The sequence below is a fragment of the Pseudomonas protegens genome (assembly GCF_003363755.1).
GTDB classification, from domain to species: domain Bacteria; phylum Pseudomonadota; class Gammaproteobacteria; order Pseudomonadales; family Pseudomonadaceae; genus Aquipseudomonas; species Aquipseudomonas danubii.
Map to the genome: position 1 here is coordinate 2,919,629 of NZ_CP031396.1, position 22,494 is coordinate 2,942,122.

At 64.3% G+C, this 22,494-nt stretch carries 23 protein-coding genes; 12 read left to right on the forward strand and 11 right to left on the reverse strand.

Features of this window, described 5'->3' with window-relative positions:
* Positions 1-88 precede the first annotated feature (88 nt).
* Positions 89-2,266, forward strand: a complete 2,178-nt coding sequence (locus tag DWF74_RS13075) for a malate synthase G (protein WP_115581088.1) — start codon at positions 89-91, stop codon at positions 2,264-2,266.
* 76 nt (positions 2,267-2,342) lie between these two features.
* On the opposite strand, the gene DWF74_RS13080 is transcribed toward DWF74_RS13075, so the two are convergent.
* Positions 2,343-2,789 (reverse strand): response regulator, encoded by a 447-nt coding sequence (locus tag DWF74_RS13080; RefSeq protein WP_102861963.1) that lies wholly within the window; start codon positions 2,787-2,789, stop codon positions 2,343-2,345.
* Between the two features lie 258 nt (positions 2,790-3,047).
* Here DWF74_RS13080 and DWF74_RS13085 point away from each other — a divergent pair, with 258 nt between their 5' ends.
* From DWF74_RS13085 to DWF74_RS13115, 7 genes are all read left to right on the forward strand, one after another.
* On the forward strand, positions 3,048-4,982 hold the full coding sequence (locus DWF74_RS13085) for a putative nucleotidyltransferase substrate binding domain-containing protein (protein WP_284450953.1): 1,935 nt from the start codon (positions 3,048-3,050) through the stop codon (positions 4,980-4,982).
* A gap of 10 nt (positions 4,983-4,992) precedes the next feature.
* Entirely contained in the window at positions 4,993-5,700 is a 708-nt protein-coding gene (locus tag DWF74_RS13090) for a 3'-5' exonuclease (protein ID WP_115581090.1), read from the forward strand.
* A 169-nt stretch (positions 5,701-5,869) separates the two neighbouring features.
* The gene (locus DWF74_RS13095) at positions 5,870-6,388 is read left to right on the forward strand and encodes an RNA polymerase sigma factor (protein WP_102861966.1); all 519 of its coding nucleotides are present in this window, start codon (positions 5,870-5,872) and stop codon (positions 6,386-6,388) included.
* Positions 6,385-7,362 (forward strand): FecR domain-containing protein, encoded by a 978-nt coding sequence (locus DWF74_RS13100; protein WP_115581091.1) that lies wholly within the window; start codon positions 6,385-6,387, stop codon positions 7,360-7,362. The genes DWF74_RS13095 and DWF74_RS13100 overlap by 4 nt, the downstream gene beginning before the upstream one ends.
* 180 nt (positions 7,363-7,542) lie before the next feature.
* Positions 7,543-9,972, forward strand: coding sequence for a TonB-dependent siderophore receptor (locus DWF74_RS13105; RefSeq protein WP_115581092.1), 2,430 nt, complete (start codon positions 7,543-7,545; stop codon positions 9,970-9,972).
* A 63-nt stretch (positions 9,973-10,035) separates the two neighbouring features.
* The gene (locus DWF74_RS13110) at positions 10,036-11,157 is read left to right on the forward strand and encodes a PepSY-associated TM helix domain-containing protein (protein ID WP_102861969.1); all 1,122 of its coding nucleotides are present in this window, start codon (positions 10,036-10,038) and stop codon (positions 11,155-11,157) included.
* Positions 11,154-11,342 carry a hypothetical protein gene (locus DWF74_RS13115; RefSeq protein WP_102861970.1) on the forward strand — a complete coding sequence of 63 codons (189 nt, stop codon included), beginning with the start codon at positions 11,154-11,156 and terminating at the stop codon, positions 11,340-11,342. Before DWF74_RS13110 ends, DWF74_RS13115 begins: the two co-directional genes overlap by 4 nt.
* Here the strand turns inward: DWF74_RS13115 and DWF74_RS13120 are convergent.
* A complete protein-coding gene (locus DWF74_RS13120) occupies positions 11,320-11,742 on the reverse strand; it encodes a hypothetical protein (RefSeq protein WP_115581093.1) in 423 nt (140 codons plus the stop codon). The two genes, DWF74_RS13115 and DWF74_RS13120, sit on opposite strands and share 23 nt — an antisense overlap.
* Before the next feature lie 110 nt (positions 11,743-11,852).
* Between DWF74_RS13120 and DWF74_RS13125 the strand changes: the two genes are divergently transcribed.
* Entirely contained in the window at positions 11,853-12,482 is a 630-nt protein-coding gene (locus tag DWF74_RS13125) for a glutathione S-transferase (protein WP_115581094.1), read from the forward strand.
* Here the strand turns inward: DWF74_RS13125 and DWF74_RS30430 are convergent.
* From DWF74_RS30430 to DWF74_RS13145, 5 genes are all read right to left on the reverse strand, one after another.
* Complete coding sequence (locus DWF74_RS30430) at positions 12,479-12,649, reverse strand: hypothetical protein (RefSeq protein ID WP_162884044.1); 171 nt, start codon at positions 12,647-12,649, stop codon at positions 12,479-12,481. The two genes, DWF74_RS13125 and DWF74_RS30430, sit on opposite strands and share 4 nt — an antisense overlap.
* Positions 12,642-14,018: a cell envelope integrity protein CreD gene (gene creD, locus DWF74_RS13130; RefSeq protein WP_240322048.1), complete on the reverse strand. Its 1,377-nt coding sequence runs from the start codon at positions 14,016-14,018 to the stop codon at positions 12,642-12,644. The genes DWF74_RS30430 and creD overlap by 8 nt, the downstream gene beginning before the upstream one ends.
* A gap of 91 nt (positions 14,019-14,109) precedes the next feature.
* A complete protein-coding gene (gene creC, locus DWF74_RS13135) occupies positions 14,110-15,528 on the reverse strand; it encodes a two-component system sensor histidine kinase CreC (protein WP_115581096.1) in 1,419 nt (472 codons plus the stop codon).
* The gene (gene creB / locus DWF74_RS13140; protein WP_115582443.1) at positions 15,528-16,208 is read right to left on the reverse strand and encodes a two-component system response regulator CreB; all 681 of its coding nucleotides are present in this window, start codon (positions 16,206-16,208) and stop codon (positions 15,528-15,530) included. The genes creC and creB overlap by 1 nt, the downstream gene beginning before the upstream one ends.
* Positions 16,209-16,267: 59 nt before the next feature.
* Positions 16,268-16,768: an ATP-dependent zinc protease family protein gene (locus DWF74_RS13145; protein ID WP_102861975.1), complete on the reverse strand. Its 501-nt coding sequence runs from the start codon at positions 16,766-16,768 to the stop codon at positions 16,268-16,270.
* A gap of 220 nt (positions 16,769-16,988) precedes the next feature.
* Between DWF74_RS13145 and DWF74_RS13150 the strand changes: the two genes are divergently transcribed.
* Positions 16,989-17,876, forward strand: a complete 888-nt coding sequence (locus DWF74_RS13150) for an acyltransferase (protein ID WP_115581097.1) — start codon at positions 16,989-16,991, stop codon at positions 17,874-17,876.
* Here the strand turns inward: DWF74_RS13150 and DWF74_RS13155 are convergent, their stop codons facing one another.
* The 4 genes from DWF74_RS13155 to DWF74_RS13170 form a co-directional block, all read right to left on the reverse strand.
* Positions 17,877-19,031, reverse strand: a complete 1,155-nt coding sequence (locus DWF74_RS13155) for a glutathionylspermidine synthase family protein (RefSeq protein WP_115581098.1) — start codon at positions 19,029-19,031, stop codon at positions 17,877-17,879.
* The gene (locus DWF74_RS13160) at positions 19,028-19,759 is read right to left on the reverse strand and encodes a DUF1190 domain-containing protein (protein ID WP_115581099.1); all 732 of its coding nucleotides are present in this window, start codon (positions 19,757-19,759) and stop codon (positions 19,028-19,030) included. Before DWF74_RS13160 ends, DWF74_RS13155 begins: the two co-directional genes overlap by 4 nt.
* Positions 19,760-19,769: 10 nt before the next feature.
* Positions 19,770-20,198, reverse strand: coding sequence for a DUF350 domain-containing protein (locus DWF74_RS13165; RefSeq protein WP_016963056.1), 429 nt, complete (start codon positions 20,196-20,198; stop codon positions 19,770-19,772).
* Between the two features lie 138 nt (positions 20,199-20,336).
* Positions 20,337-20,900, reverse strand: coding sequence for a DUF2780 domain-containing protein (locus tag DWF74_RS13170; protein WP_102861979.1), 564 nt, complete (start codon positions 20,898-20,900; stop codon positions 20,337-20,339).
* Between the two features lie 185 nt (positions 20,901-21,085).
* On the opposite strand from DWF74_RS13170, the gene DWF74_RS13175 reads away from it, so the two are divergent.
* Complete coding sequence (locus tag DWF74_RS13175) at positions 21,086-21,730, forward strand: sigma-70 family RNA polymerase sigma factor (protein ID WP_240322049.1); 645 nt, start codon at positions 21,086-21,088, stop codon at positions 21,728-21,730.
* Positions 21,727-22,401 (forward strand): anti-sigma factor, encoded by a 675-nt coding sequence (locus tag DWF74_RS13180; RefSeq protein ID WP_115581101.1) that lies wholly within the window; start codon positions 21,727-21,729, stop codon positions 22,399-22,401. Before DWF74_RS13175 ends, DWF74_RS13180 begins: the two co-directional genes overlap by 4 nt.
* The last annotated feature ends 93 nt before the right edge of the window (positions 22,402-22,494 follow it).

Below are 22,494 nucleotides of genomic sequence, written 5' to 3' on the forward strand. Positions count from 1 at the left end.
GAACAGGGTTGTGCTTTAAATGGCCGCCGGCTTCATTGTTAATTTGAAGAGCTGAAAAGCGAAATAGCTGAGCAGAGTGAGGCAAGCAATGACTGAACACGTTCAAGTCGGTGGCCTGCAGGTCGCCAGAGTCCTGTTCGACTTCGTGAACAACGAAGCCATTCCCGGTACCGGCCTCACCGCCGACGCATTCTGGGCCGGTGCCGACAAGGTCATCCACGACCTGGCGCCGAAGAACAAAGCCCTACTCGCCAAACGCGATGATTTCCAGGCGCGGATCGATGCCTGGCACCAGTCCCGTGCCGGCCAGGCACACGATGCCGTGGCCTACAAAGCCTTCCTGCAAGACATCGGCTACCTGCTGCCAGAAGCGGCTGACTTCCAGGCCAGCACCCAGAACGTCGATGAAGAAATCGCCCACATGGCCGGCCCGCAGTTGGTAGTGCCGGTGATGAACGCGCGCTTCGCCCTCAACGCCTCCAACGCCCGCTGGGGCTCGCTGTACGACGCGCTGTACGGCACCGACGCCATCAGCGAAGCCGATGGCGCGGAAAAAGGCAAAGGCTACAACAAGGTTCGCGGCGACAAGGTCATCGCCTTCGCCCGCGCCTTCCTCGATGAATCGGCGCCACTGACCGCCGGCTCCCACGTGGACTCCGTGAGCTACAAGATCGTCGGCGGCAAGCTGGTGGTGGGCCTCAAGGGCGGCAGCAACAGCGGCCTGCGCAACGACGCGCAACTGATCGGCTACCAGGGCGACGCCGCAGCTCCTAGCGCGATCCTGCTCAAGCACAACGGCCTGCACTTCGAGATCCAGATCGACGCCGCAAGCCCGGTCGGCCAGACCGACGCCGCCGGGGTCAAGGACCTGCTGATGGAAGCGGCCCTGACCACCATCATGGACTGCGAAGACTCGGTTGCCGCGGTTGATGCCGACGACAAAGTGGTGATCTACCGCAACTGGCTCGGCCTGATGAAGGGCGACCTGGCGGAAGAGGTTTCCAAGGGCGGCAAGTCCTTTACCCGCACCATGAATGCCGACCGCGAGTACACCGGCGTCAACGGTGAGCCGGTGAAGCTGCACGGCCGTTCGCTGCTGTTCGTGCGTAACGTCGGCCACCTGATGACCATCGACGCGATCCTCGACAAGCATGGCAACGAAGTGCCGGAAGGCATCCTCGACGGCCTGGTTACCAGCCTCGCGGCGATCCACAACCTCAACGGCAACACCTCGCGCAAGAACAGCCGCACCGGCTCGGTGTACATCGTCAAGCCGAAGATGCACGGCCCTGAAGAAGCCGCGTTCACCAACGAACTGTTCGGCCGCATCGAAGAGGTGCTGAACCTGCCGCGCAATACCCTGAAAGTCGGGATCATGGACGAGGAGCGCCGCACCACGGTCAACCTCAAGGCCTGCATCAAGGCGGCCAGCGAGCGCGTGGTGTTCATCAACACCGGCTTCCTCGACCGCACCGGTGACGAGATCCACACCTCCATGGAAGCCGGCGCCATGGTGCGCAAGGCCGACATGAAGGCCGAGAAATGGATCGGCGCCTACGAGAACTGGAACGTCGATATCGGCCTGTCCACCGGCCTGCAAGGCCGTGCGCAGATCGGCAAGGGCATGTGGGCCATGCCGGACCTGATGGCCGCCATGCTCGAACAGAAGATCGCCCACCCGCTGGCCGGTGCCAACACCGCCTGGGTGCCGTCGCCGACCGCCGCCGCCCTGCACGTACTGCACTACCACAAGGTCGACGTGTTCGCCCGTCAGGCCGAACTGGCCAAGCGTGCCCGCGCTTCGGTGGACGACATCCTGACCATCCCTCTGGCCAGCGACACCAACTGGTCGGCCGAGCAGATCAAGAACGAACTGGACAACAACGCCCAGGGCATTCTCGGTTACGTGGTGCGCTGGATCGACCAGGGCGTGGGTTGCTCGAAAGTGCCGGACATCAACGACGTTGGCCTGATGGAAGACCGCGCCACCCTGCGCATCTCCAGCCAGCACATCGCCAACTGGCTGCGCCACGGTGTGGTCACCCAGGCGCAGGTGCTGGAAAGCCTCAAGCGCATGGCCCCGGTGGTCGACCGGCAGAACGCCGGTGACCCGCTGTACCGCCCGCTGGCTCCGGACTTCGACAGCAACATCGCCTTCCAGGCCGCCCTGGAGCTGGTGATCGAAGGCACCAAGCAGCCTAACGGCTACACCGAGCCGGTATTGCACCGTCGTCGTCGCGAGTTCAAGGCCAAGAACGGCCTGTAAGCACGCCTGGCAACAGACAAAAAGCCCCGGTCCGCCGGGGCTTTTTAGTGTGTCGCCCTGACTCGGCGCTTGCAGCTCAGTGAATGACACCCAGTTCGTGTTTGACCAGGGCCAGCAACTTGCCGGTGTCGATGGGTTTGAGCAGGAAGTCCACCACGCTCAAGTGCATGGCAGCGATGGCGTCGCGCACATCGGCGTCACCGGAAATGATGATGATCGGCAGCGCCGCCCGTTCCGATTCCCGCACCTGGCGAATCAGGTCAAGACCACTGCAGGGCGCCATGCGCAGATCGGTGATCAGCAGGCCGATGGACTTGTTCGATTCGAGTAATTCAAGAGCGGCCTTGCCGCTGGCAGCCGTGATGCAACGGATACCATCCAGGCCAAGAATTTCCGCCAGCAGTTCCCGTGCATCCTTGTCGTCATCGGCAATCAATACCCGCTGGGCCGGCAGATCCGGCTCCAGCATGACTGCACTCAGCGCCTCGCGCTCGGCGTCACTCAAAATATCGTGGTCGGGCATACATTTCTCTACATGAACAGATCAATCCCCTAGCACATTGGTCAGACATCGCTAAGCAGACCTCCAATGTGCACTTCGTCGGAAAAATTGCCAAGAGCCTTGATCAGAGCTTTTTTGCATTGATTAAACGCCGCTCAAAGCCAAATGTCCGGGCTCCGGCCGCTACCTAGACTTACGTCCAATGGGCACCTCGCGCTGGGAGTCCGACCATTGCCGTGATCCGACCACAACAAATCCAAAAAGACTGCGGTAATCGTTATGAGTAAAGCGGACGCCTTCACCCAGGCAGGGAAGACCGCGGTGTTGCAGAACATCCAGGGGACCGTGCAGTTCCTGCAGCGGTTCCCGCCCTTCAACCAGATGGAAAACCTCCACCTGGCCTATCTGGTGGAACAATGCCAGCTGCGTTTCTACGGGCCCGGCGACAGCATCATCAAGCCCGCCGACGGCCCGGTTGAGCACTTCTATATCGTCAAGCAGGGACGCGTGGTGGGCGAACGCACCCACGCCGCCAAGGGCAGCACCGAAACCACCTTCGAAATCACCACCGGCGAATGTTTTCCCCTGGCTGCACTGCTGGGCGAACGCGCCACCCGCACCGAACACCGGGCCGCCGAAGACACCTTCTGCCTGCAATTGAACAAGAGCGCCTTCATCAAACTCTTCGCCTTGTCCGACGAGTTCCGCGATTTCGCCTTGCGCGGGGTCAGCAGCCTGCTGGATCAGGTCAATCAGCAGGTCAAGCAAAAGGCCGTGGAAACCCTTGGCACCCAATACTCGCTGAACACCCGCCTGGGCGAACTGGCCATGCGTCATCCGGTCGCCTGCGCCCCACAGATGCCGCTGCGTGAGGCCGTGGCGCTGATGCATGAGCAACAAGTCGGCAGCATCGTGGTGGTGGACGAGCACAAGGCGCCCCTGGGGATCTTCACCCTGAGGGACCTGCGCCAGGTCGTCGCCGACCGCACCCAGGACCTCAACCAGCCCATCGAACAGCACATGACCCAGGCCCCTTTCTTCCTCAGCCCGGACCACAGTGCCTTCGACGCCGCCATCGCCATGACCGAGCGCCATATCGCCCACGTCTGCCTGGTGAAAGACCAGCGCCTGTGCGGCGTGGTCTCCGAGCGCGACCTGTTTTCCCTGCAACGGGTCGATCTGGTGCACCTGGCGCGAACCATCCGCAATGCTCCCCGGGTGGAACACCTGGTGGCGCTGCGAGGCGAGATCGGCCAACTGGTGGAGCGCATGCTGGCCCACGGTGCGTCGTCGACCCAGATCACCCACATCATCACCCTGCTCAACGATCACACCGTATGCCGGGTGATCGAGTTGACCCTGGCGGACAAGGGCGACCCCGGCGTGCCCTTCAGCTGGTTGTGCTTCGGCAGCGAAGGCCGGCGCGAACAGACCCTGCACACCGACCAGGACAACGGCATCCTGTTCGAGGCCCGAGACGCGGCCCACGCCGCCGAGATCCGCGGCAAGCTGCTGCCCATCGCCCAGCAGATCAACCAGAGCCTGGCGCTGTGCGGCTTTACCCTGTGCAAGGGCAACATCATGGCCGGCAACCCCGAGCTGTGCCTGTCCCGAGCCGAATGGGCCCGACGCTTTGCCGCCTTCATCCGCGAGGCAACGCCGGAGAACCTGCTGGGTTCGAGCATCTATTTCGATCTGCGGGTGGTCTGGGGCGATGAACAAGGCGCCGAACAACTGCGCCGGGCCATCCTCGACCAAGTCGGCGACAACCGTCTGTTCCAGCGCATGCTGGCGGAAAACGCCTTGCGCCAGCGCCCGCCCGTGGGCCGCTTCCGCGAATTCGTCCTGGCCAAAAAGAACGGCGAAAAAGCCACCCTCGACCTCAAGGTCCAGGGCCTCACCCCCTTCGTCGATGGCGCCCGGCTGCTGGCCCTGGCCAACGGCATCGGCGCCATCAACACCCTGGAGCGTCTGCGCCAGCTGGTGTCCAAGCAGGTCATCGAGCCCCTGGACGGCGCCGCTTATGAAGAGGCCTACCACTTCATCCAGCAGACCCGCATGCAGCAACATCAACGCCAGACCCGGGAGAACCAGCCCTATTCCAATCGGGTCGACCCCGACAGCCTCAATCACCTGGACCGACGCATCCTGCGCGAGTCCCTGCGCCAGGCCCAGCGCCTGCAAAGCAGCCTGGCCCTGCGCTACCAGTTATGAGCTATCAGTCATGAGCCTGTTTGCCTGGTTCCGTCCCGCCGTCAGCGTCCTGACGGCCCAACAGCAACAACGCCGCGACCGCCTGCCCGCGTTCACCGAGCTGGGTGAGTGCAGCCTGCGAGAGCAACGCTGGGTGGTGGTGGACCTGGAAACCACCGGCCTCAACCTCAACCGCGATCAGGTGCTGTCCATCGGCGCGGTGGTGATCGAGGACGGTGCCATCGACTTCAGCCAGCAGTTCGAACGCACCCTGCAGCGTGAAGGCCACAAGCTCAGCCCCAGCGTGCTGATCCATGGCCTGGGGCCCAGCGCCATCGCCGCCGGCTGCGATCCGGTGGAGGCTCTGCTGGACTTCATGGAGTTCGTCGGTGACAGCCCGCTCCTGGCGTTTCATGCCCCCTTCGACCAGCACATGCTCGGTCGGGCACTCAAGGACAGCCTGGGCTATCGCCTGCAGCACAGTTTCCTCGACGTGGCGGACATGGCGCCCATGCTCTGTCCCAAGGCCGCTTTCCGTGAGGCCGGCCTGGATGACTGGATCAACGTGTTCAAGCTGCAAGTGGCCGAGCGTCACCACGCAGCGGCCGACGCCCTGGCCACCGCAGAGCTGGCACTGATCCTGTTCAACCGTGCCCGCCAGCAGCAGATTGACAGCCCGCTGAACCTGCAACAGCGCCTCAGCCAATGGAAACGCCGCCAGCAGGCACACTCGTTCTGATCCGCGGCAATTGACCGTAGCGAGGGCACAGGCTCCCTCGCCACATCAGAAAAAAGCGTGCAACCCTCGGGAAAGAGCAGCCGACCAGCGCCAATTGCGCCTGTGTTTCGCCTCTGCCACAATCGCGAATAGTTCTCGTTATTTTAAACTTCTCGATCGGTGAGCCCCGTTGTCGTCAGTCCAAAGCCCCCACAATGAGCTGGTTGGTGCGTTGTATCGCGACCATCGCCGTTGGCTATTGGCCTGGCTGCGGCGCAACGTTGCCTGCGCTCAACGGGCCGAGGACCTGAGCCAGGACACCTTCGTGCGCCTGCTGGGCCGCGATGAACTCAAGGCTCCACGGGAACCCAGGGCCTTTCTGGTGGCCATCGCCAAGGGCCTGCTGTTCGACTACTTCCGCCGCGCCGCCCTGGAACAGGCCTACCTCAGTGAACTGATGTTGATCCCCGAAGGCGAACAACCGTCGCCGGAAGAGCAGCAGATGATCCTCGAAGACCTCAAGGCCATCGACCGCCTGTTGGGCAAACTCTCCAGCAAGGCGCGCATGGCCTTCCTCTATAACCGCCTCGACGGCCTGAGCCACGCCGAGATCGCCGAACGCCTGGGGGTCTCGGTGCCACGGGTGCGTCAGTACCTGGCCCAGGGCATCCGCCAGTGCTACATCGCCCTGTACGGGGAGCCGGTATGACCCCCATCAGCTCCAAGCCGGTGTCCGCCCGGGTGCTGGACGCCGCCATTGCCTGGCAACTGTCCCTGGACGGCGGCGCCAGTGCCGTGGAGCGCGAAGAGTTCGCCAAATGGCATGCCGCCCATGAAGAACACGCCCGCGCCTGGCGCCAGTTGGGCATGCTCGACCAGCGCTTTAGCGTGGCGGCCGGCCCGGCCCGCAATGCCTTGGTGCAATCTCGCGAAGGCCTGCGCCGGCGCGTGCGCAAACTGGGACGCGGAGTCGCCAGCGTGGTGCTGGTGGCGGGGCTGGCGCTGTTTGCCAGCGAGCGCTACCTGCCGGTGGACTACTGGCTGGCCGACCAGCGCACCGCCACCGGTGAGCAACGCACCCTACGCCTGACAGACGGCACGGTGATCAACCTCAATACCCACAGTGCGCTGGATGTGCGCTTCGATGAGAAGCAGCGCCGAATCGTTCTCCAGGAAGGCGAAATCCTCATCGAGACCGGGCACAACGACAGTCGCCCCTTCATCGTCGAAACCCGCGACGGCCGGATGCGTGCCCTGGGTACGCGCTTCCTGGTCAAGCGTGAAGACCAGGGCACCCGCCTCGGCGTGCTGCAATCGGCGGTGGCGGCACGGCCGGAAGCCGGCCAGGACGAGCAGGTGTTCAAGGAAGGCCAACAAGTGCTGATGCGCCGCGACGGTCTCGGGCCGTTGCAGGCGCTGAACCTGGGCGCCGATGCCTGGACCCGAGGCATGTTGGTGGTGGACAACGCCCGCCTCGGTGACCTGATCGCTGAGCTGGGCCGTTATCGCCGCGGTCACCTGGGCGTGGCCCCGGAAGTGGCCGACCTGCGGATCACCGGCAGCTTCCCGTTGCAGGACACCGACCTGGCCCTCAATGCCCTGCTGCCGACCCTGCCCGTGAAGATCGAGCGGCACACCGACTGGTGGGTGACGGTGGTGGCCAAGGCTGACGCCAAGCGCTGAGGTCGGTGTCGTGGACTTCGCCAGCAAGCCCGCTCCTACACAGATCCCGTAGGAGCTGGCTTGCCAGCGAATTAACCTCAATCAATCTAAATCTAAATTATTTTCAATCTGCCCTATCACTTTTCCAATCTCGTCCGGCACCTAGGCAATTGCGAAACATTTCCATTCAGGAGCCGCCGTATGTACCGCCCGCTAGACACTCTGTTGCGCCCCAGTCTCTTGGCCGTTGCCATCACGCTCAGCGCCCCCCTGACCAGCCCAGCGCTGATGGCCGCCGAACAGGCCAGCAGCGTGCGCGCCTACAACCTGCCAGCAGCGCCCCTGGCCAGCACCCTGAACCAGATTGCCAGTCAGGCTGGCCTGGCCCTGAGCCTGAATCCGGCCCTGGCGGCGGGCAAGACCTCGGCTCCAGTCAATGGCCAGTTCGACGCCCCGGGCGCCTTGCGCGAAGCCCTGCGCGGCACCGGCTTGCAACTGGAGCACAGCAGCGCCGGCACCTACAGCCTGGTGGCGGCACCGGAAGGCGTGGTGACCTTGCCGGAAACCAATATCACTGGCCAGCTGGCTGGCGAGAGTGCCTGGGGCCCGGTCGACGGTTACCTCGCCACACGTACCGCCGCCGGCACCAAGACCGACACCTCGCTGGTTGAGGCTCCGCGCTCGATTTCCGTCGCTACCCGCCAGCAGATGGAAGACCGCAACGTCCAGAACCTCGACGATGCCGTGCGTTACATGCCCGGGATTGTTTCTGCCAGCTACGGCAGCGACACCCGCTATGACTGGATGCGTGTACGGGGCTTCGAACCCACACAGTTCCTCGACGGCTTGCCCCTGCCCCGCGGTGTGTATGCCAACCCGAAAGCGGAAACCTGGAACCTCGACCGCCTGGCCCTGCTGCGCGGCCCGGCGTCCTCGGTGTATGGCCAGACCCCGCCGGGTGGCCTGCTGGACATGGTCAGCCGCCGCCCCAGCGCAGACACCAGCCATGCCGTGCAGATCCAGTACGGCAGCGACAACTACCGCCAGATCAACTTCGCCAGCACCGGCAAGATCGACGACGAAGGCCAGTTCCTCTATGGGCTCAGCGGCGTGGTGCGCGATGCCGGCACCCAGGTCGACCACATCGACAACAAGCGCTACAACATTGCCCCCAGCCTGACCTGGAACATCGATACGGATACCAAGCTGACCCTGCTCACGCAGTTCACCCGCGACGATACCGGTGCCACCAGCCAGTTCATGCCGATCCAGGGCACCAAGATCAAGTCGCCACTGGGCGAGGTCTCCCATCACAAGAACCTGGGTGACCCGGACTACGAGTTCTACGACCGCACCTACTACGCCCTGGGCTACGCCTTCGAGCACCGCTTCAACGATGTATGGCAGTTCCGTCAGAACCTGCGCTACACCAAATCGGAGCTGTCCTTCCAGCAGTTGACCGTGGGTTCCTATGCCTACTCCCCGGCTGATGCGGCGGGCAACATCAGCCGGACCTCGACCAACGTCAACGAAGACATCGGCCAGTTCGCGGTCGACAACAACTTCCAGGCCAACTTCGCCACCGGCGACATCGACCACACCGTGCTCATCGGCCTGGACCACCAGCGCACCAGCACTTCGTACCTGTCGATCTATGGCGACGGGGGCAAAACCAATATCTTCAACCCGGTCTATGGCCAGCCGATTGTTCGTCCTTCGCGCACCGACGCTTACTACGACTACGACCAGAAAACCATTCAGACCGGCCTCTACGTCCAGGACCAGATGGCCCTGGACAACTGGCGCCTGACCCTGGGTGGCCGTGAGGACTGGGTGCACCAAGGCACCACCTACCTCAACAAGAAAGACGCGACCAACACTGATCGCAGCAAGAACTTCAGTGGCAATGCGGCGCTCAGCTATGTGTTCGACTCAGGTGTCGTGCCGTACATTTCCTACGCCGAATCCTTCCAGCCAGCGAGCAACGCCAGCGTTTCACCGACCGAATCGTATAAACCCACGGAAGGTAGCCAGTGGGAGCTGGGCATCAAGTATCAACCACCGGGTTCGAACACGCTGCTGAGTGCGGCGGTCTACGACCTGACCCAGAAGAATGTCCTGGTCACCAGCATCGGGGCAGGAGGCGAATCGATCACCAACCAGACCGGCGAAGTGAAGGTCAAAGGCCTGGAGCTGGAAGCCGTGTCTGACGTGACCGAAAACCTCAAGGTCATCGCGGCCTACACCCTGGCCAAGTCCGAGGTACAAAAAGGCATCCACAAAGGCAACCGCCTGCAACTGATGCCCAACCAGCAAGCCTCCCTGTGGACGGACTACACCTGGCACTCCGGCGTACTCGACGGTTTCGGCATCGGTGCCGGCGCCCGCTACACCGGCAATACCTATGGCGACCAGGCCAACACCTGGCTGGGCAAGGCCGACGCCTACACGGTGTTCGACGCTGCCGTGCATTACGACCTCGGTCGCCTGGACAACAGCCTCAAAGGGGCGTCGCTGAAACTCAACGCCACCAACCTGTTCGACAAGGACTACCTGTCCACCTGCGATGGTTCCTACTGCTATTTCGGCGATCAGCGCAGCGTGGTCGCCAGCGCCACCTATCAATGGTAATCGGCTGAATTAACAACCAGGCCGTCCGACAAGGACGGCCTTGGTGTGCCTGAAGGCTAAGAAATGAAAAGCAAGACAATCCGCCGCTGGTCCTTTATCCACACCTGGAGCAGCCTGATCTGCACGGTATTTCTGCTGCTGCTCGCGCTCACCGGCCTGCCGCTGATCTTCCACCACGAGATCGACCACCTGCTGGGTGACGCGCCACAACTGCGGGAGCTGCCCGCCGACACCCCGCGCCTGGACCTGCAACAGCTGGTCAAGGCCGCCGAAGCTCACCGCCCGGGGGAAGTCATGCAGTACTTCGGCTGGGACGAAGACGAGCCCAACGGTGTGATGGCGATCATGGCCAAGACCGCCGGCACCGAGCCCAATTCCTCCCACACCTTCATGCTCGACGCCCGCACCGGCGAAGCCGTGGCCATGCCCTCGGCCAACGGCGGGCTGATGATGGTCATGCTGCGCCTGCATGTGGACATGTTCGCCGGGCTGCCGGGCAAGCTGCTGCTGGCCTTCATGGGCATCCTCTTCGTGCTGGCGATCATCTCTGGCACCGTGCTCTATCTGCCGTTCATGCGCCGCTTGAAATTCGCCAGCGTGCGCCAGGACAAATCCAGCCGCCTGCGCTGGCTCGACCTGCACAACCTGATTGGCGTGGTCACCCTGACCTGGGCCCTGGTGGTGGGGGTGACCGGGGTCATCAGCGCCTGCGCCGACCTGATCATCGCCGCCTGGCGCAACGACAGCCTCAGCGCCATGGTCGCACCCTACCGCGACGCCCCGCCCCTGACCGCGCTGGCTCCCGCCAGCCGCCTGCTGGACATCGCCCGGGAAGCAGCCCCAGGCATGCAGCCGGACTTCATCGCCTTCCCCGGTACGCGCTTCTCCAGCGAGCACCACTACGCGGTGTTCCTCAAGGGCAGCAGCCACCTGACTTCGCACCTGCTGACCCCGGTGCTGATCGACGCCAGCACCCTGCAGGTCACCGCCGTGGGCACGCGCCCCTGGTACATGGATGCCATGGGCATGTCCCAGCCGCTGCACTTCGGTGACTACGGCGGCATGCCGATGAAGGTGCTGTGGGCAACCATGGATGGGCTGACCATCATTGTCCTGGGCAGTGGCCTGTACCTGTGGACAGTCCGGCGGCGTGCTGCGAAGTCGGTTGCGCAGGTGCGCCCATGAAGCCCCGGCAATCGAACTTCTGGAAAGTCTTCAGGGCGCCGCTGGCCCTGGCCCTGCTCAGCGCCGGCGGCCTGTTCGCGGCGCTGCTGGGGGATGGGATCTGGGACAGCCTGAGCTGGCTCGGCCTGGGCCTGCCGGCGCTGATCGCCCTGCGGGGCTTGTTCAGCCGCGGGCGAGCGGCTTGACGGCTGCCGAGGGGAAACCGCGCCACAGATACACCGACAGCCCCAGGCTGATCAGCAGCACCGGAATGAACACGCGGTTTTCCAGCAGCGCCTCAGCCGCGACCAGTACGCAAAACAGCGCCAGCCCCAGCAGCGGCACATAGCTCGCCGCCAGGCTCCAGCGCCAGGGCCGGGTCACCGGCTCTGGGCCACGCAGGCCCAGCAGTCCACACCCCAGGGCCGGCAGGGCCAGCGCCGGCAGCGCCCAGTACCAGGCCATGTGGGCAAACGCCATGATCAGCTCAGGCTCACCCTCGCCCTTGCGGCGGAACTCGTACTGCAGGGCCAGGTACACCGCCAGCCCACCCAACAGGGTCAGGGCCAGACTGTACAGCCCGTGCAAAAGATAGGACCTGCGCATTCATCGCTCCTTGTCTGTCTCTTGTGCCGCCCCTGTGGCCAGTGCCACAGGCTGCGCTAAGATCCTCGGGCCGCGAGCCTGTGCTCCGTTCCCAACCGCGAGGAATATTCATGTCTACCCCAAGCATGACGCTGTTCCACAACCGGGCATCACCTTACGTACGCAAAATCATGGTGCTGCTGCACGAAACCGGGCAGCTCGACCGTGTGGCCCTGCAAGCCTGCCAACTGACCCCGGTAAACCCGGACAACGCGCTGAACCAGGACAACCCCCTGGGCAAGATTCCTGCCCTGCGCCTGGCCAACGGCCAGGTGCTCTACGACAGCCGGGTGATCCTCGAGTACCTGGACCAGCAACATGTCGGCAACCCACTGATTCCCCAAGAGGGTTCGGCCCGCTGGCGGCGCCTGACCCTGGCGGCCCTGGCCGACGGGATCCTGGAGGCGGCAGTGCTGGTGCGTTACGAGCTGACCCTGCGGCCACCGGAACACCACTGGGCGCCGTGGCTCGAAGGCCAGCGCGACAAGATCCGACGGGCCCTGGCAGTGCTTGAGGCGCAGGCGCTGGCCGAGCTGGCCAGCCACTTCGACGTGGCTGCCATCAGCGTCGCCTGTGCCCTGGCTTACCTGGACTTCCGCCATCCGGACCTGGAGTGGCGCCAGCAACAGCCCGGGCTCGCGGCCTGGTACTTCGAGGTCAGTCAGCGGCCGTCGATGCTGGAGACCCGACCGCCGGCCTAATCGGTCAGGCGCTCGGCCCTGTTCGCCGGCAAGCCGGCTCCTGTAGCACGGGGAGCAGCTTGCTGGCGCACCCGCCACCACGCCTCCGGTGGAAACAACAGGCCAATCCGCTGCGTCAGGCGCTCGCGCTGACGCTGGTCCTCACGCAAGCCCAGTGACTTACTCATGGATGGCCTCCAGGTCGAACTGCAGGGGGGCCGGTTCCTTGCGCTGGCCCAGGCCATACCAGTCCAGCTTGCGGGTCAGCACCATGAACACGCCCAGCAGGCCGAACAGCAACAGCGAGCCCATCAGCAGCGCATAGTCCTCGGCGCTGAGCAGGCCATAGAGCAAGCCGTACAAGGCCGCCAGCGAGAGCGCGAACACTGCGCCGTTACGCCAGCTGTGCAGCACATGGCTGACATAGAAACCGATCAATCCGACACAGGCCGCCGCCGACACGCCGTAGGCCAGTTCGAAACCCAGGTGCTCCGACAGCGACAGCAGCAACAGGTAGAAGAACGCCAGTGCCACGCCCACCAGGGCGTACTGGATCGGGTGCACCGACAGGCTCTTGAGCACCTCGAAGAGAAAGAAGCCGGCAAAGGTCAGGCCGATGAACAGCAGCGCGTATTTGATCGCCCGGTCGCTTTTCAGGTACTGGTCCACCGGGTCGATGAAGCTCACGCCAAAGCTGCGGCTGTTGAAGTCCTGGCATTGGCTGCTGTAGGCGCAGCGCTCCATGGCCTGCTCCAGGTTGGTGGAGAAGAACGAGGTCTGCCAGAGCGCCGAAAAGCCCTGCTCGGTAATCTCACGCTGCACCGGCAGGTAGTTGCCGACAAAGCTCGGATGGGGCCAGTTGGCCGTCAGCAGCACCTTGCTGGTCTTGCCCACCGGCAGCACCTGCAGTTGCCCGGTGCCCTGCAGGCGCAGGTCGAAGGCGAAGTCCAGGCGGGTGCTCTTCTTCAGATCCAGGGGCGGCAGCAGCACGTGCACGCCTTCGTCCAGCCAGCTGACAAAAGTGCCGGGGGCAAAGTCCAGGGTCTGGCCATTGAGCTGCAGTTGCAGGGCGTTTTCGATGCCGCGGATGTCGCTGATACCCACCGCCAGGAACGGCTGGTCGAACTGGTAATCCGCAAAATCCTCCTTGATGCCGTACTGCTCGGGCACGGCGAAATGGCCGCTGATGTGGTTGTCGGCGTGGAACAGCCGCGCCTCGTAGATCCCCCGGGCGCGCAGCTCGGTCTGGGCCTTGCTGTCCAGTTCGAAATGCTCGGGCAGGAAGAACAGCCGTCCCTGCTGCTCGCTGGTTTCCTGGTAGCGCTTCTTGGTCTTTTCGTCGGTTTTCCAGGTGCGCACGGTCTTGCGGTAGTCCACCACCATCACCGGGCCGCTGATCTGCTGCTGGGTGCTGGAGCTGCGGGCGATATCCTCGAGCACGCCGTCGCGCAGGCTCTGGCGCTCACCGATCAGGCCGCTGATCATCAGCAGCGGTATCAGCAACAGCACGATCAACAGGCCAATGGCCCCGAGTTTGAAGGTCAGGTTACGGTTCATGAGGCTCTCCCAGTTGGAATGGGCGAGAGTCTGGAACCCGGGCATGGGGGTTTTATGGGGGCAATGTGGAGACTCTGTGGAGAATCCCCGCTCAGGGCAGCCGCAAGGTCACCTGCACCCCACCCGCAACGTTCTCAATGCGCATCTGGCCGCCATGCAGTTGCACCACTTCCTCGACAAAATTCAGCCCCAGGCCGGTGCTCTTGCGTCCGCTGTCCGGGCGCGGCAGCGAGTAGAAACGCTCGCACAGGCGCGGCAGGGCATAGTCCGGAATCGGCTCGCCCTGGTTGAACAGCACCAGCTCCACGCCCTCCTCCACAGGTTGCGCGCTGCAACGCAGCAGGCCGCCTGCGGGGCTGAAGTCCAGGGCGTTGGTCAGCAGGTTGCCCAGGGCCTGGCGCAGCAGGAACGGCTCGCCGGACCAGGCCAGGTCCGCCGGCACCCGCAGTTGCACCTGCAGTTGCTTGCCTTCGATACGCCCGTGCTGGCTGTTCAGCAGCTCCTTGCACAACGGCGCCAGGGGCACCTTCACCCGCTCTTCCAGGCCCTGGCGCTGCTCCACTTGCGCCAGGTTCAGCAGACGCTCGATCAACTGCTGCATGCGCGCGCTTTCACTGTCGATATTGCCGACGAAACGCTGGCGCTGCTCCAGGGGCATCTCGCTCTGCAGCAGTTCCGCCGCCCCGCGAATCGCCGCCAGGGGGCTCTTCAGTTCGTGGGTCAGGGTGTGCACATAGCGCTCGACATAGGCCTTGCCTTCGAGCTGGGTGCGCATGTGTTCCACCGCCGTTGCCAGTTGCTCCAGCTCGCCGCCGCGATAGTGCGGCAGCTCGGCGCGGCGCCCTTCACTGACCGCCAGGGCGTAGGCGGTCATGCGTCGCAACGCCGCGCTCAGCCACCAGGACAGCAAGGCGCCAAACAGCAGGCCCATGGCAATCAGCCCGGCGCCGTACCACAGCAGGCGGCGTTCGGTGCGGTCGACGTAGGGCTGCAGGGAACTGTTGGGCTTGGCCACGGTGACCACGCCGATGATCTGGCCGTTGTCACGGATCGGCGCGCCCACGTGCATCACCGAGGAATTGGGATCGTCGGCCAGCGAGCGCGACGAACGCGCGCCATATTGGCCGCGCAGGGTCAGGTACACGTCGTTCCAGCGCGAATAGTCCTGGCCCACCGCCAGGCCACTGGAGTCCAGGACCACGATGCCCTTGGCATCGGTGACGTAGATGCGGTGGTTGACCTGATTCTTCGGCAGGCCCCAGATGGTCGCCGCCGGTTGCCGCTCGCCATAGGCCCGCAGCAATTGCGGCCAGCGGTTCTCACTGAGGGTGCCGGCCTTGAAGTCGTCCCGCAGGATCTCCGCCAGCAGGTTGGCGGTGTCCACCAGGGTTTCCTCGGTGGACTGGCGCACGCCGGGGCGGATCTCCTTCATCACCGTGCTCAGCACGAAATAGCCGGTCAGGCTGATGAACAGCAAATAGACCAGGAAGATGCGGATGCCCAAGGTCATCAGGCGTGGCTCGGGCTGTAGCTGTAGCCCAGGCCGCGATGGGTCTGGATCGGCTCGGCCTCGGCCGCCACCAGGCGCAGCTTGGCCCGCAGGCTCTTGATGTGGCTGTCGATATTGCGCTCGTAGCCCACGTCCGCCACCACCCCCAGGGCATCGAGCAACTGCTCGCGGCTGAACACCCGCTCGGGCTGCTCCAGCAGGCATTGCAGCAGGCGGAACTCATGCCGGGTCAGGCTCAGGGGCTGGGCCCGGTAACTGATCTGCACCCGCTCGGCGTCGATGACGAACAGCGCCGGGGCTGCCTCGGGAGCCGCTCGCGGAGCCATGCGCTTGAGGATCGCCTTGACCCGCGCCGCCACTTCCCGGGGGCTGAAGGGCTTGACCACATAATCGTCGGCGCCGATTTCCAGGCCCACCACCCGGTCGATCTCACCGTCCCGGGCGCTGAGGAACATCACCGGCACCTCGCTGAAGCGCCGCAGCTGCTTGCAGGTTTCGAAGCCGCTGATATCCGGCAGGCCGATATCGAGGATGATCAGGTCCGCCGGGGTTGCCTGCTGATAGTCCAGGGCTGCACGCCCCAGGCTCAGCCAGGTGGTGGTGAAACCTTCGCCTTGCAGGGCAAAGATCAGGGTGTCGGCAATGGCCGCTTCGTCTTCGACAATCAGGATATGGGGCATGGCATCCAAGCACGCAAATTCAGTGGGCGAACGGTGCCGGATGCCTGGTAAGCCGTCAATCAGCAGTCGGGTTTATCCGCGGTGTAGCGCCGCGCCGGGTTCACCGCCGCACCGAATTCCCGCAGCGCCTTGGCACCGATCAGCAGCGGATAGTTGAAGCTGCTGCGGTCGGTGAGGTTGACCTCCACCGTGCGCTTGACGTTGCCCAGGCACATCTCCAGCTCCACCACCGGGCGCTTGGCCGACTGCGGTTCTTCAGCCTCATCGCCCTCGTCGGCGCGGCTCTTGATCTTGCTGATCCGCGCCACCTTGTGCTCGTAGACCTTGTTCCCGGCATCCTTGGTCGCCAGGCGGAAACGCACCCAGTCTTCCCCGTCGCGGGTAAAGGTCTGGATATCCTTGGCCGACAGCGACGCGGTCAGGGCCCCGGTGTCCATCTTGGCCTGCAGGGTTTCGCCGATTTCCGGCAGGCGGATGTATTCGTAACGGCCATACAGGGTCGGCTCGGCGGCCATCACCGGCAGCGCCAACAGCGAAACAAGAGCAAGGACAGATTTCACGACAGTGGATTCCTTGAAGAGAGGGGCAGCGGGATTTTAGACCGCAGCCAACGAATTGGTTCTACCGCTGCCCCGCAGGAGCCGGCTTGCCGGCGAAGAGGCCCAGCCTGCCCAACACCCTACCCGCCCCCAAGTGAAACATTCGTCAGCACACTTGAATTTGGCCTGCCCGCCGAAGCTGCTTATCATGGCGCGCCCAAAAGATTGCAAAGAGTGCCTTATGCGCCGCCTGCTCACCGGCTGTTTCGTCACCCTGCTCCTGCTGCTCAACACCCTGGTGCTGTTCGGCCCGCTGATGGTGTTTGCCCTGCTCAAGCTAATCCTGCCGGGACGCCTGCGGGACTACGCCTCGGCTGCGGTGATGTGGATCGCCGAGACCTGGGCCGAAATCGACAAGCTGATCTTCGCCCTGTGCATCCCGACCCGCTGGGACATTCGCGGCGGTGATGGCCTGCGGGTCGACACCTCCTACCTGGTGGTGAGCAACCACCAGTCCTGGGTCGACATCCCGGCGCTGATCCAGACCCTCAACCGGCGCACGCCGTTCTTCAAGTTCTTCCTCAAGAAGGAGCTGATCTGGGTGCCCTTCCTCGGTCTGGCCTGGTGGGCCCTGGACTACCCCTTCATGAAGCGCTACAGCAAGGCGTTCCTGGCCAGGCACCCGGAGCTGCAAGGCAAGGACCTGGAGATCACCAAGGCCGCCTGCGAGCTGTTCAAGCGCCAGCCGGTGACCGTGGTCAACTACCTGGAAGGCACCCGCTTCACCGAGGCCAAGCGCCAGCAGCAAGACTCGCCCTTCCAGCACCTGCTCAAGCCCAAGGCCGGCGGCGTGGCCTTCGTCCTCGCGGCCCTGGGCGAACAGCTGGACGCGGTGCTGGACGTGACCGTGGTTTATCCCCAGCAACGCATTCCCGGTTTCTGGGACCTGATCAGCGGCAGCGTGCCCAAGGTGATCATCGACATCCGCACCCGCGAGCTGGACCCGGCGCTGTGGCACGGCGATTACGAAAACGACCCGGCGTTCCGCCAGCAGGTGCAGGACTGGGTCAACCGGCTGTGGACCGACAAGGACCAGCGCATCAGCGAACTGCTGAACGAACGCCGCTGATCAATCGCTGATCACGTGGGGCAGGAAACGACTGCTGTCCTTGGTGATCGGCGAGTGGTCCTCGCGAATGCCAATCCCCGCCGGCTGATCGCCAATCACCCAACTGCCAATCACCGTATGGTTGCCGGCAAACACCGGCAGCGGATGAAACCGCTGGCGGATGCACGGCCCGCCATAGGGCCCGGCCTCGATCAGGCGCTCACCGCCTTCGGTGCAGATTTCCACATTGGCGCCCTCTCGGGAAAAGAACGGCTTGCGCACCCAGCCCGGGCCCAGGCTGGCGGAGGGGGCGTCGTCAATAAACGCCGGCAGCAGGTTCGGGTGCCCCGCGTGCCGTTCCCAGAGCAGGGCCAGCGCGCCCTTGTTGGAAAGAATCGCCTTCCACGGCGGCTCGACAAACTGCGTGCCGCTGCCGGCAAGCGCCGGGCCATAGGCTTCGGTGAACAGCTGTTCCCAGGGATAGAGCTTGAACAGGCTGTCGATGGGCATCTCCAGCAGGTCGACGAAACGCCCACCGGCATTCAGGCCGATGTCCTCGATATTGATCAGGCGCGTGCCCAGGCCAGCCTGACGGGCAATGTCGCGCAGGTATTCGACGGTGCCGCGATCCTCCAGCGAGTCCCGCACCGAGGCAAAGTGCATCGGCGACTTGAAGCCGCCCTGGACAAAGGCCTGCAGCAGCTTGTCCTCGATGCTGTTGAACTGATCGCAGCCAGCCGGCAACTGCCCGCGCTGCAACTGCTGCTCAAGCCAGACGTACTGGAAGAAGCTCGCCTCATACAGCGAAGTCGGCGTGTCGTAATTGGTCTCCAGCAGCTTGGCCGGGCCACTGCCGTCGTAGCACAGGTCCATGCGCCCGTAGAGATGGGGGTCGCCCTGCTTCCACGACTGGCGGACCAAGTCATGAAAGGCCGCAGGGATCGCCAGGCGCTCCAGCAAGGCTTCGCTGTCCACCACTTCGGCCACCAGGGCCATGCACAGCTCGTGCAGTTCCCGGGTCGGGTCTTCCAGGTCGTCCTCGATCTGCCGCAGGCTGAAGCGGTAGTAGGCCGACTCGTCCCAGTACGGCTCGCCGTCGAAAGCGTGGAAGGCAAAGCCCAACTGCTGCGCCGTGGCCTGCCAATCCGCGCGCGGGGTGCTGGGGATGCGCTTCAAGAACCGAAGCTCCAACTGCTGCGGCTGGAGGAACCGAAGCCGCCACGACTGACCACTTCATGGGCACCGGCCAGGGGATTGCCGGCGCTGGTGAAGTGGTCCGGGCTGGAAATGCCGAAGCGTCCACCGTTGGCGCCGGAGAAGGTCTTGCCGGCCTCCACCTGCTGGCTGAGGGTGCTCAGTTGCGAGCCGCCCCGACCGTCACGCTCCTTGTACAGCGTCTCGCTGAAATAGCGCGGCTCGGGCGTGGAATCCAGGCCGATCCAGCGCCAGAAGCTGGAACCTGCGCGGGCGCCATAGGAGTGACCACCACCACCACCACCACCACCACCACCACCACCACCCGAACTGCTGGAGCTGGCCTGCTCGGGTTGTTCGTCTTCGGGCTGAACCGGCACCGTGCGCTGGGTGGTCAGGGCGAGGCCCTTGGCAATCGGCACGTAGGCGCGGTTGTCTCTGGACACCATGCAGTTGCCCGCGAAGAAGTCGTCTTCACAGCGTTGCAGGTCGAGATAACGCGGCGCTATCAGCTCTCCACGCTCGCGGGCATCATCGAAAGCGTCCTGGCAGATCGCGGACGGAACCTGTGCCAGTACGCAGTCGCGGACACTGCTGAAATGCTGGGTCTGGCGCACTTCGCGGGTTGCCTGAGGCTGGCCGTCACAGGCAACCAGGGCGAACGGCACACTGCCCAGCAGCACCAGGCGCACGCTTTTACTGCGTTTCATGCCGGCGCCCTCAGACCGATGGAGTCATGCAGGCCGCATTCAGCAGGCCGACACCGACAGACACCGAAGCCACCAGGATCGCCGCGGAATTTTCCTGGTTGGCGATGCGCTGGGACAGGCCCTTGAGGGTCAGGCTGACCACCAGGAACGTGAGCAATTGCACCACCGCGGCAATGCCGGCCCAGAGCAGGAAGTCTATGATCGAGATGGAATGGGAAATCGCGCTGGCCACCGGAATGGCAAAGCCCAGCAAGGCGCCGGACAAGGCGATTGACGCCGCACTGTTGCCCTGGCGGATCAGGGCGAATTCGTTATAGGGGGTCAGGCGCGTGTAGATGAACGCGTAGAGGGCAAACACCAGGGCAGCGCCCAGCATGTAGAGCATGAAACCGAGCACCGCGTCGGCGGGCAGAGACATCTTCAGTGCATCCATGAACATCGCGTTCAAGCTTCCTTGGAAAACGGGGCGCGAGATATAGCACAGGCCCGATTCGGCGAAAACTCCGGGAAAGGTAAAGACCACTGTTTCAGGAATCAGGGGAAGCCCCGGCGCGCCAGGCGCCGGAGCCGGAGCGCGTTACTTGGCCACGCCCCAGATGCCGCCCAGGCTTTGCAGCAGGGAACCGCCAACGCCCTGCTGGCCCAGGTACTGCAGGATCAGCGGGGCAAACTGGCCGATCATGCCGCTGTCCATGCCCAGGGCGCCAAAGGCGTTGTTCAGGTCTTGAGTGTCCTTGACGTTGCCCAGGGCGCTGCCCAGGCCGGCGCTGTTGCCGGAAGACTGGCCGAGCAGGCCGCTCAAGGCGCCCAGGCTGCCCAGGGCGTTGCTACCCGAGAGCTGGTCCAGGCCCGGTACGCTTTGGCTCAGTTGCGAATAGTCGGTGCTGCTGAGTTGATTCTTCGCCAGGCCGAGCATGGCGCCGGTGCCACCGATGGCCTGCTCAGGGGTGACATTGAGTTGCGCCAGGGTGCCCAGCAGGCCGGCGGTCTGGGAAGTCGGCGCGGCGGCAGCGGCCTTGTCGCCGCCCTGCATGCCGGCAATGGCGTTGGCCGCATCGCTCAAGCTGAAACCGCCGGCCAACGCCGAACCGGCTGCCAGGGTCATCAGGGTAGCCAGGGCAAAACCGCGTGGAATATTCATCGAAACAACCTCATGGGGCGGGAAACCGTCCGGACTCGGGCGGCGGGAAACCAGTGTTTTGACTGAAACCCCAGGCGAATGTTCCAGCGCCTGCCCTGCCGTCCGGCGCCTGCATCCAGCTGCGCTGCTGCTGCGTATATCGTCCACAAGCGCCACCTTCGGGCTCCGGCATGAGGCAGCAGGACGTGAATGGAACAACCACCCACCCTGGACTAATCTCTGGCTGCGTCAGTCGGCGCTTGTCGCTGGCCCTTGTCCCAGTTCCTGTCAGGAGAATCGCCATCTCGAGCCTCGACACCGATCAGCTGCGGCACCTGCTGGCCCAGTGTTCACTGGGTGATCGCCGGGCCTTCGAAACCCTCTATCGCATGGTTGCCCCGCGCCTGCATGGCGTCGCCCTGCGCTTCATGGGCCGTCGCGATCTGGCCGAGGAAGTGCTGCAGGAAAGCTTCGTGCGCATCTGGAACAACGCCGTGCGCTACCAGCCGCACCTGTCCGCGCCCCTGACCTGGATGGTCAACATCACCCGCAACCAGGCCATCGACCAGTTGCGCAAACAGCGCGAACGGCCCCTGGGCGAACTCGAAGAACAACAGCTGGAGGATCAAAGCCCTTCGGCCCACGACCAACTGGAAAGCGCCCGCGCCGCCCGGGCCCTGAACCGCTGCCTGGACAGCCTCGACGGCATGCAACGCCAATCCATCACCGTGGCCTACTTCCAGGGCCTGTCCTGCTCGGAGCTGGCCGAACACCTGGCCGCGCCCCTGGGCTCGGTCAAATCCTGGATTCGTCGGGGCATGGAACGCCTGCGCCGGTGCCTTGAATCATGAACTATCGAACCCCTGAACGCCGCCGCGCCCTGGCCGCCGACTACGCCATCGGCCTGATGCAGGGCGCCGCCCGCCGGCGCTTCGAAATGCTCCTGCTGGACGACCCGGCGCTGCGCGAAGAACTGGCGCAGTGGCAGGAAAGCCTCGCCAGCCTGACCGAAGCCCTGCCTGAAGCCGCGGTGCCGGAACGGGTCTGGGCGGGCATCCAGGCACGCATCGAACCGCAAGTGCTGCACGTACCGCAGAAGAAACCGCTGTGGATGCGCCTGCGCCTGGCGCTTGCCGCCTGCGCCGTGCTGGCGACCCTGTACATCGGCTTTATCCAGCAGAGCGACCAGGTGCGCTACAGCGCCACCCTGCTCAGCGCCGACCAGCAACCGGCCCTGCGGATCAAGGCCCATGCCCAGTACCTGCAAGTCGAACCCCTGACCCTGGCGGCCATCGGCCTGGACCGCAGCCTGGAACTCTGGGCGATCCCTGCCGACGGCCAGCCGATTTCCCTCGGCGTGGTGCCGGTCGGCGGCCAAGGCAAGATCAACCTGAGCCCGGCCCAGCGCGAACTGCTGGGCACCCCGATCGCCCTCGCGGTGAGCCTGGAACCCCACGGCGGCTCACCTACTGGGCAACCCACCGGGCCGGTGTTGTACCAGGGGCAATTGGCGGCGCTGTAACAGGCACCTGCTACCGCAGGAACGGGCTTGCCCGCGAACGCCGTCAGGGTAAACTCCGCGCCCAGGCCCTCCCGCCGCGTCCTTGCAGGCAGG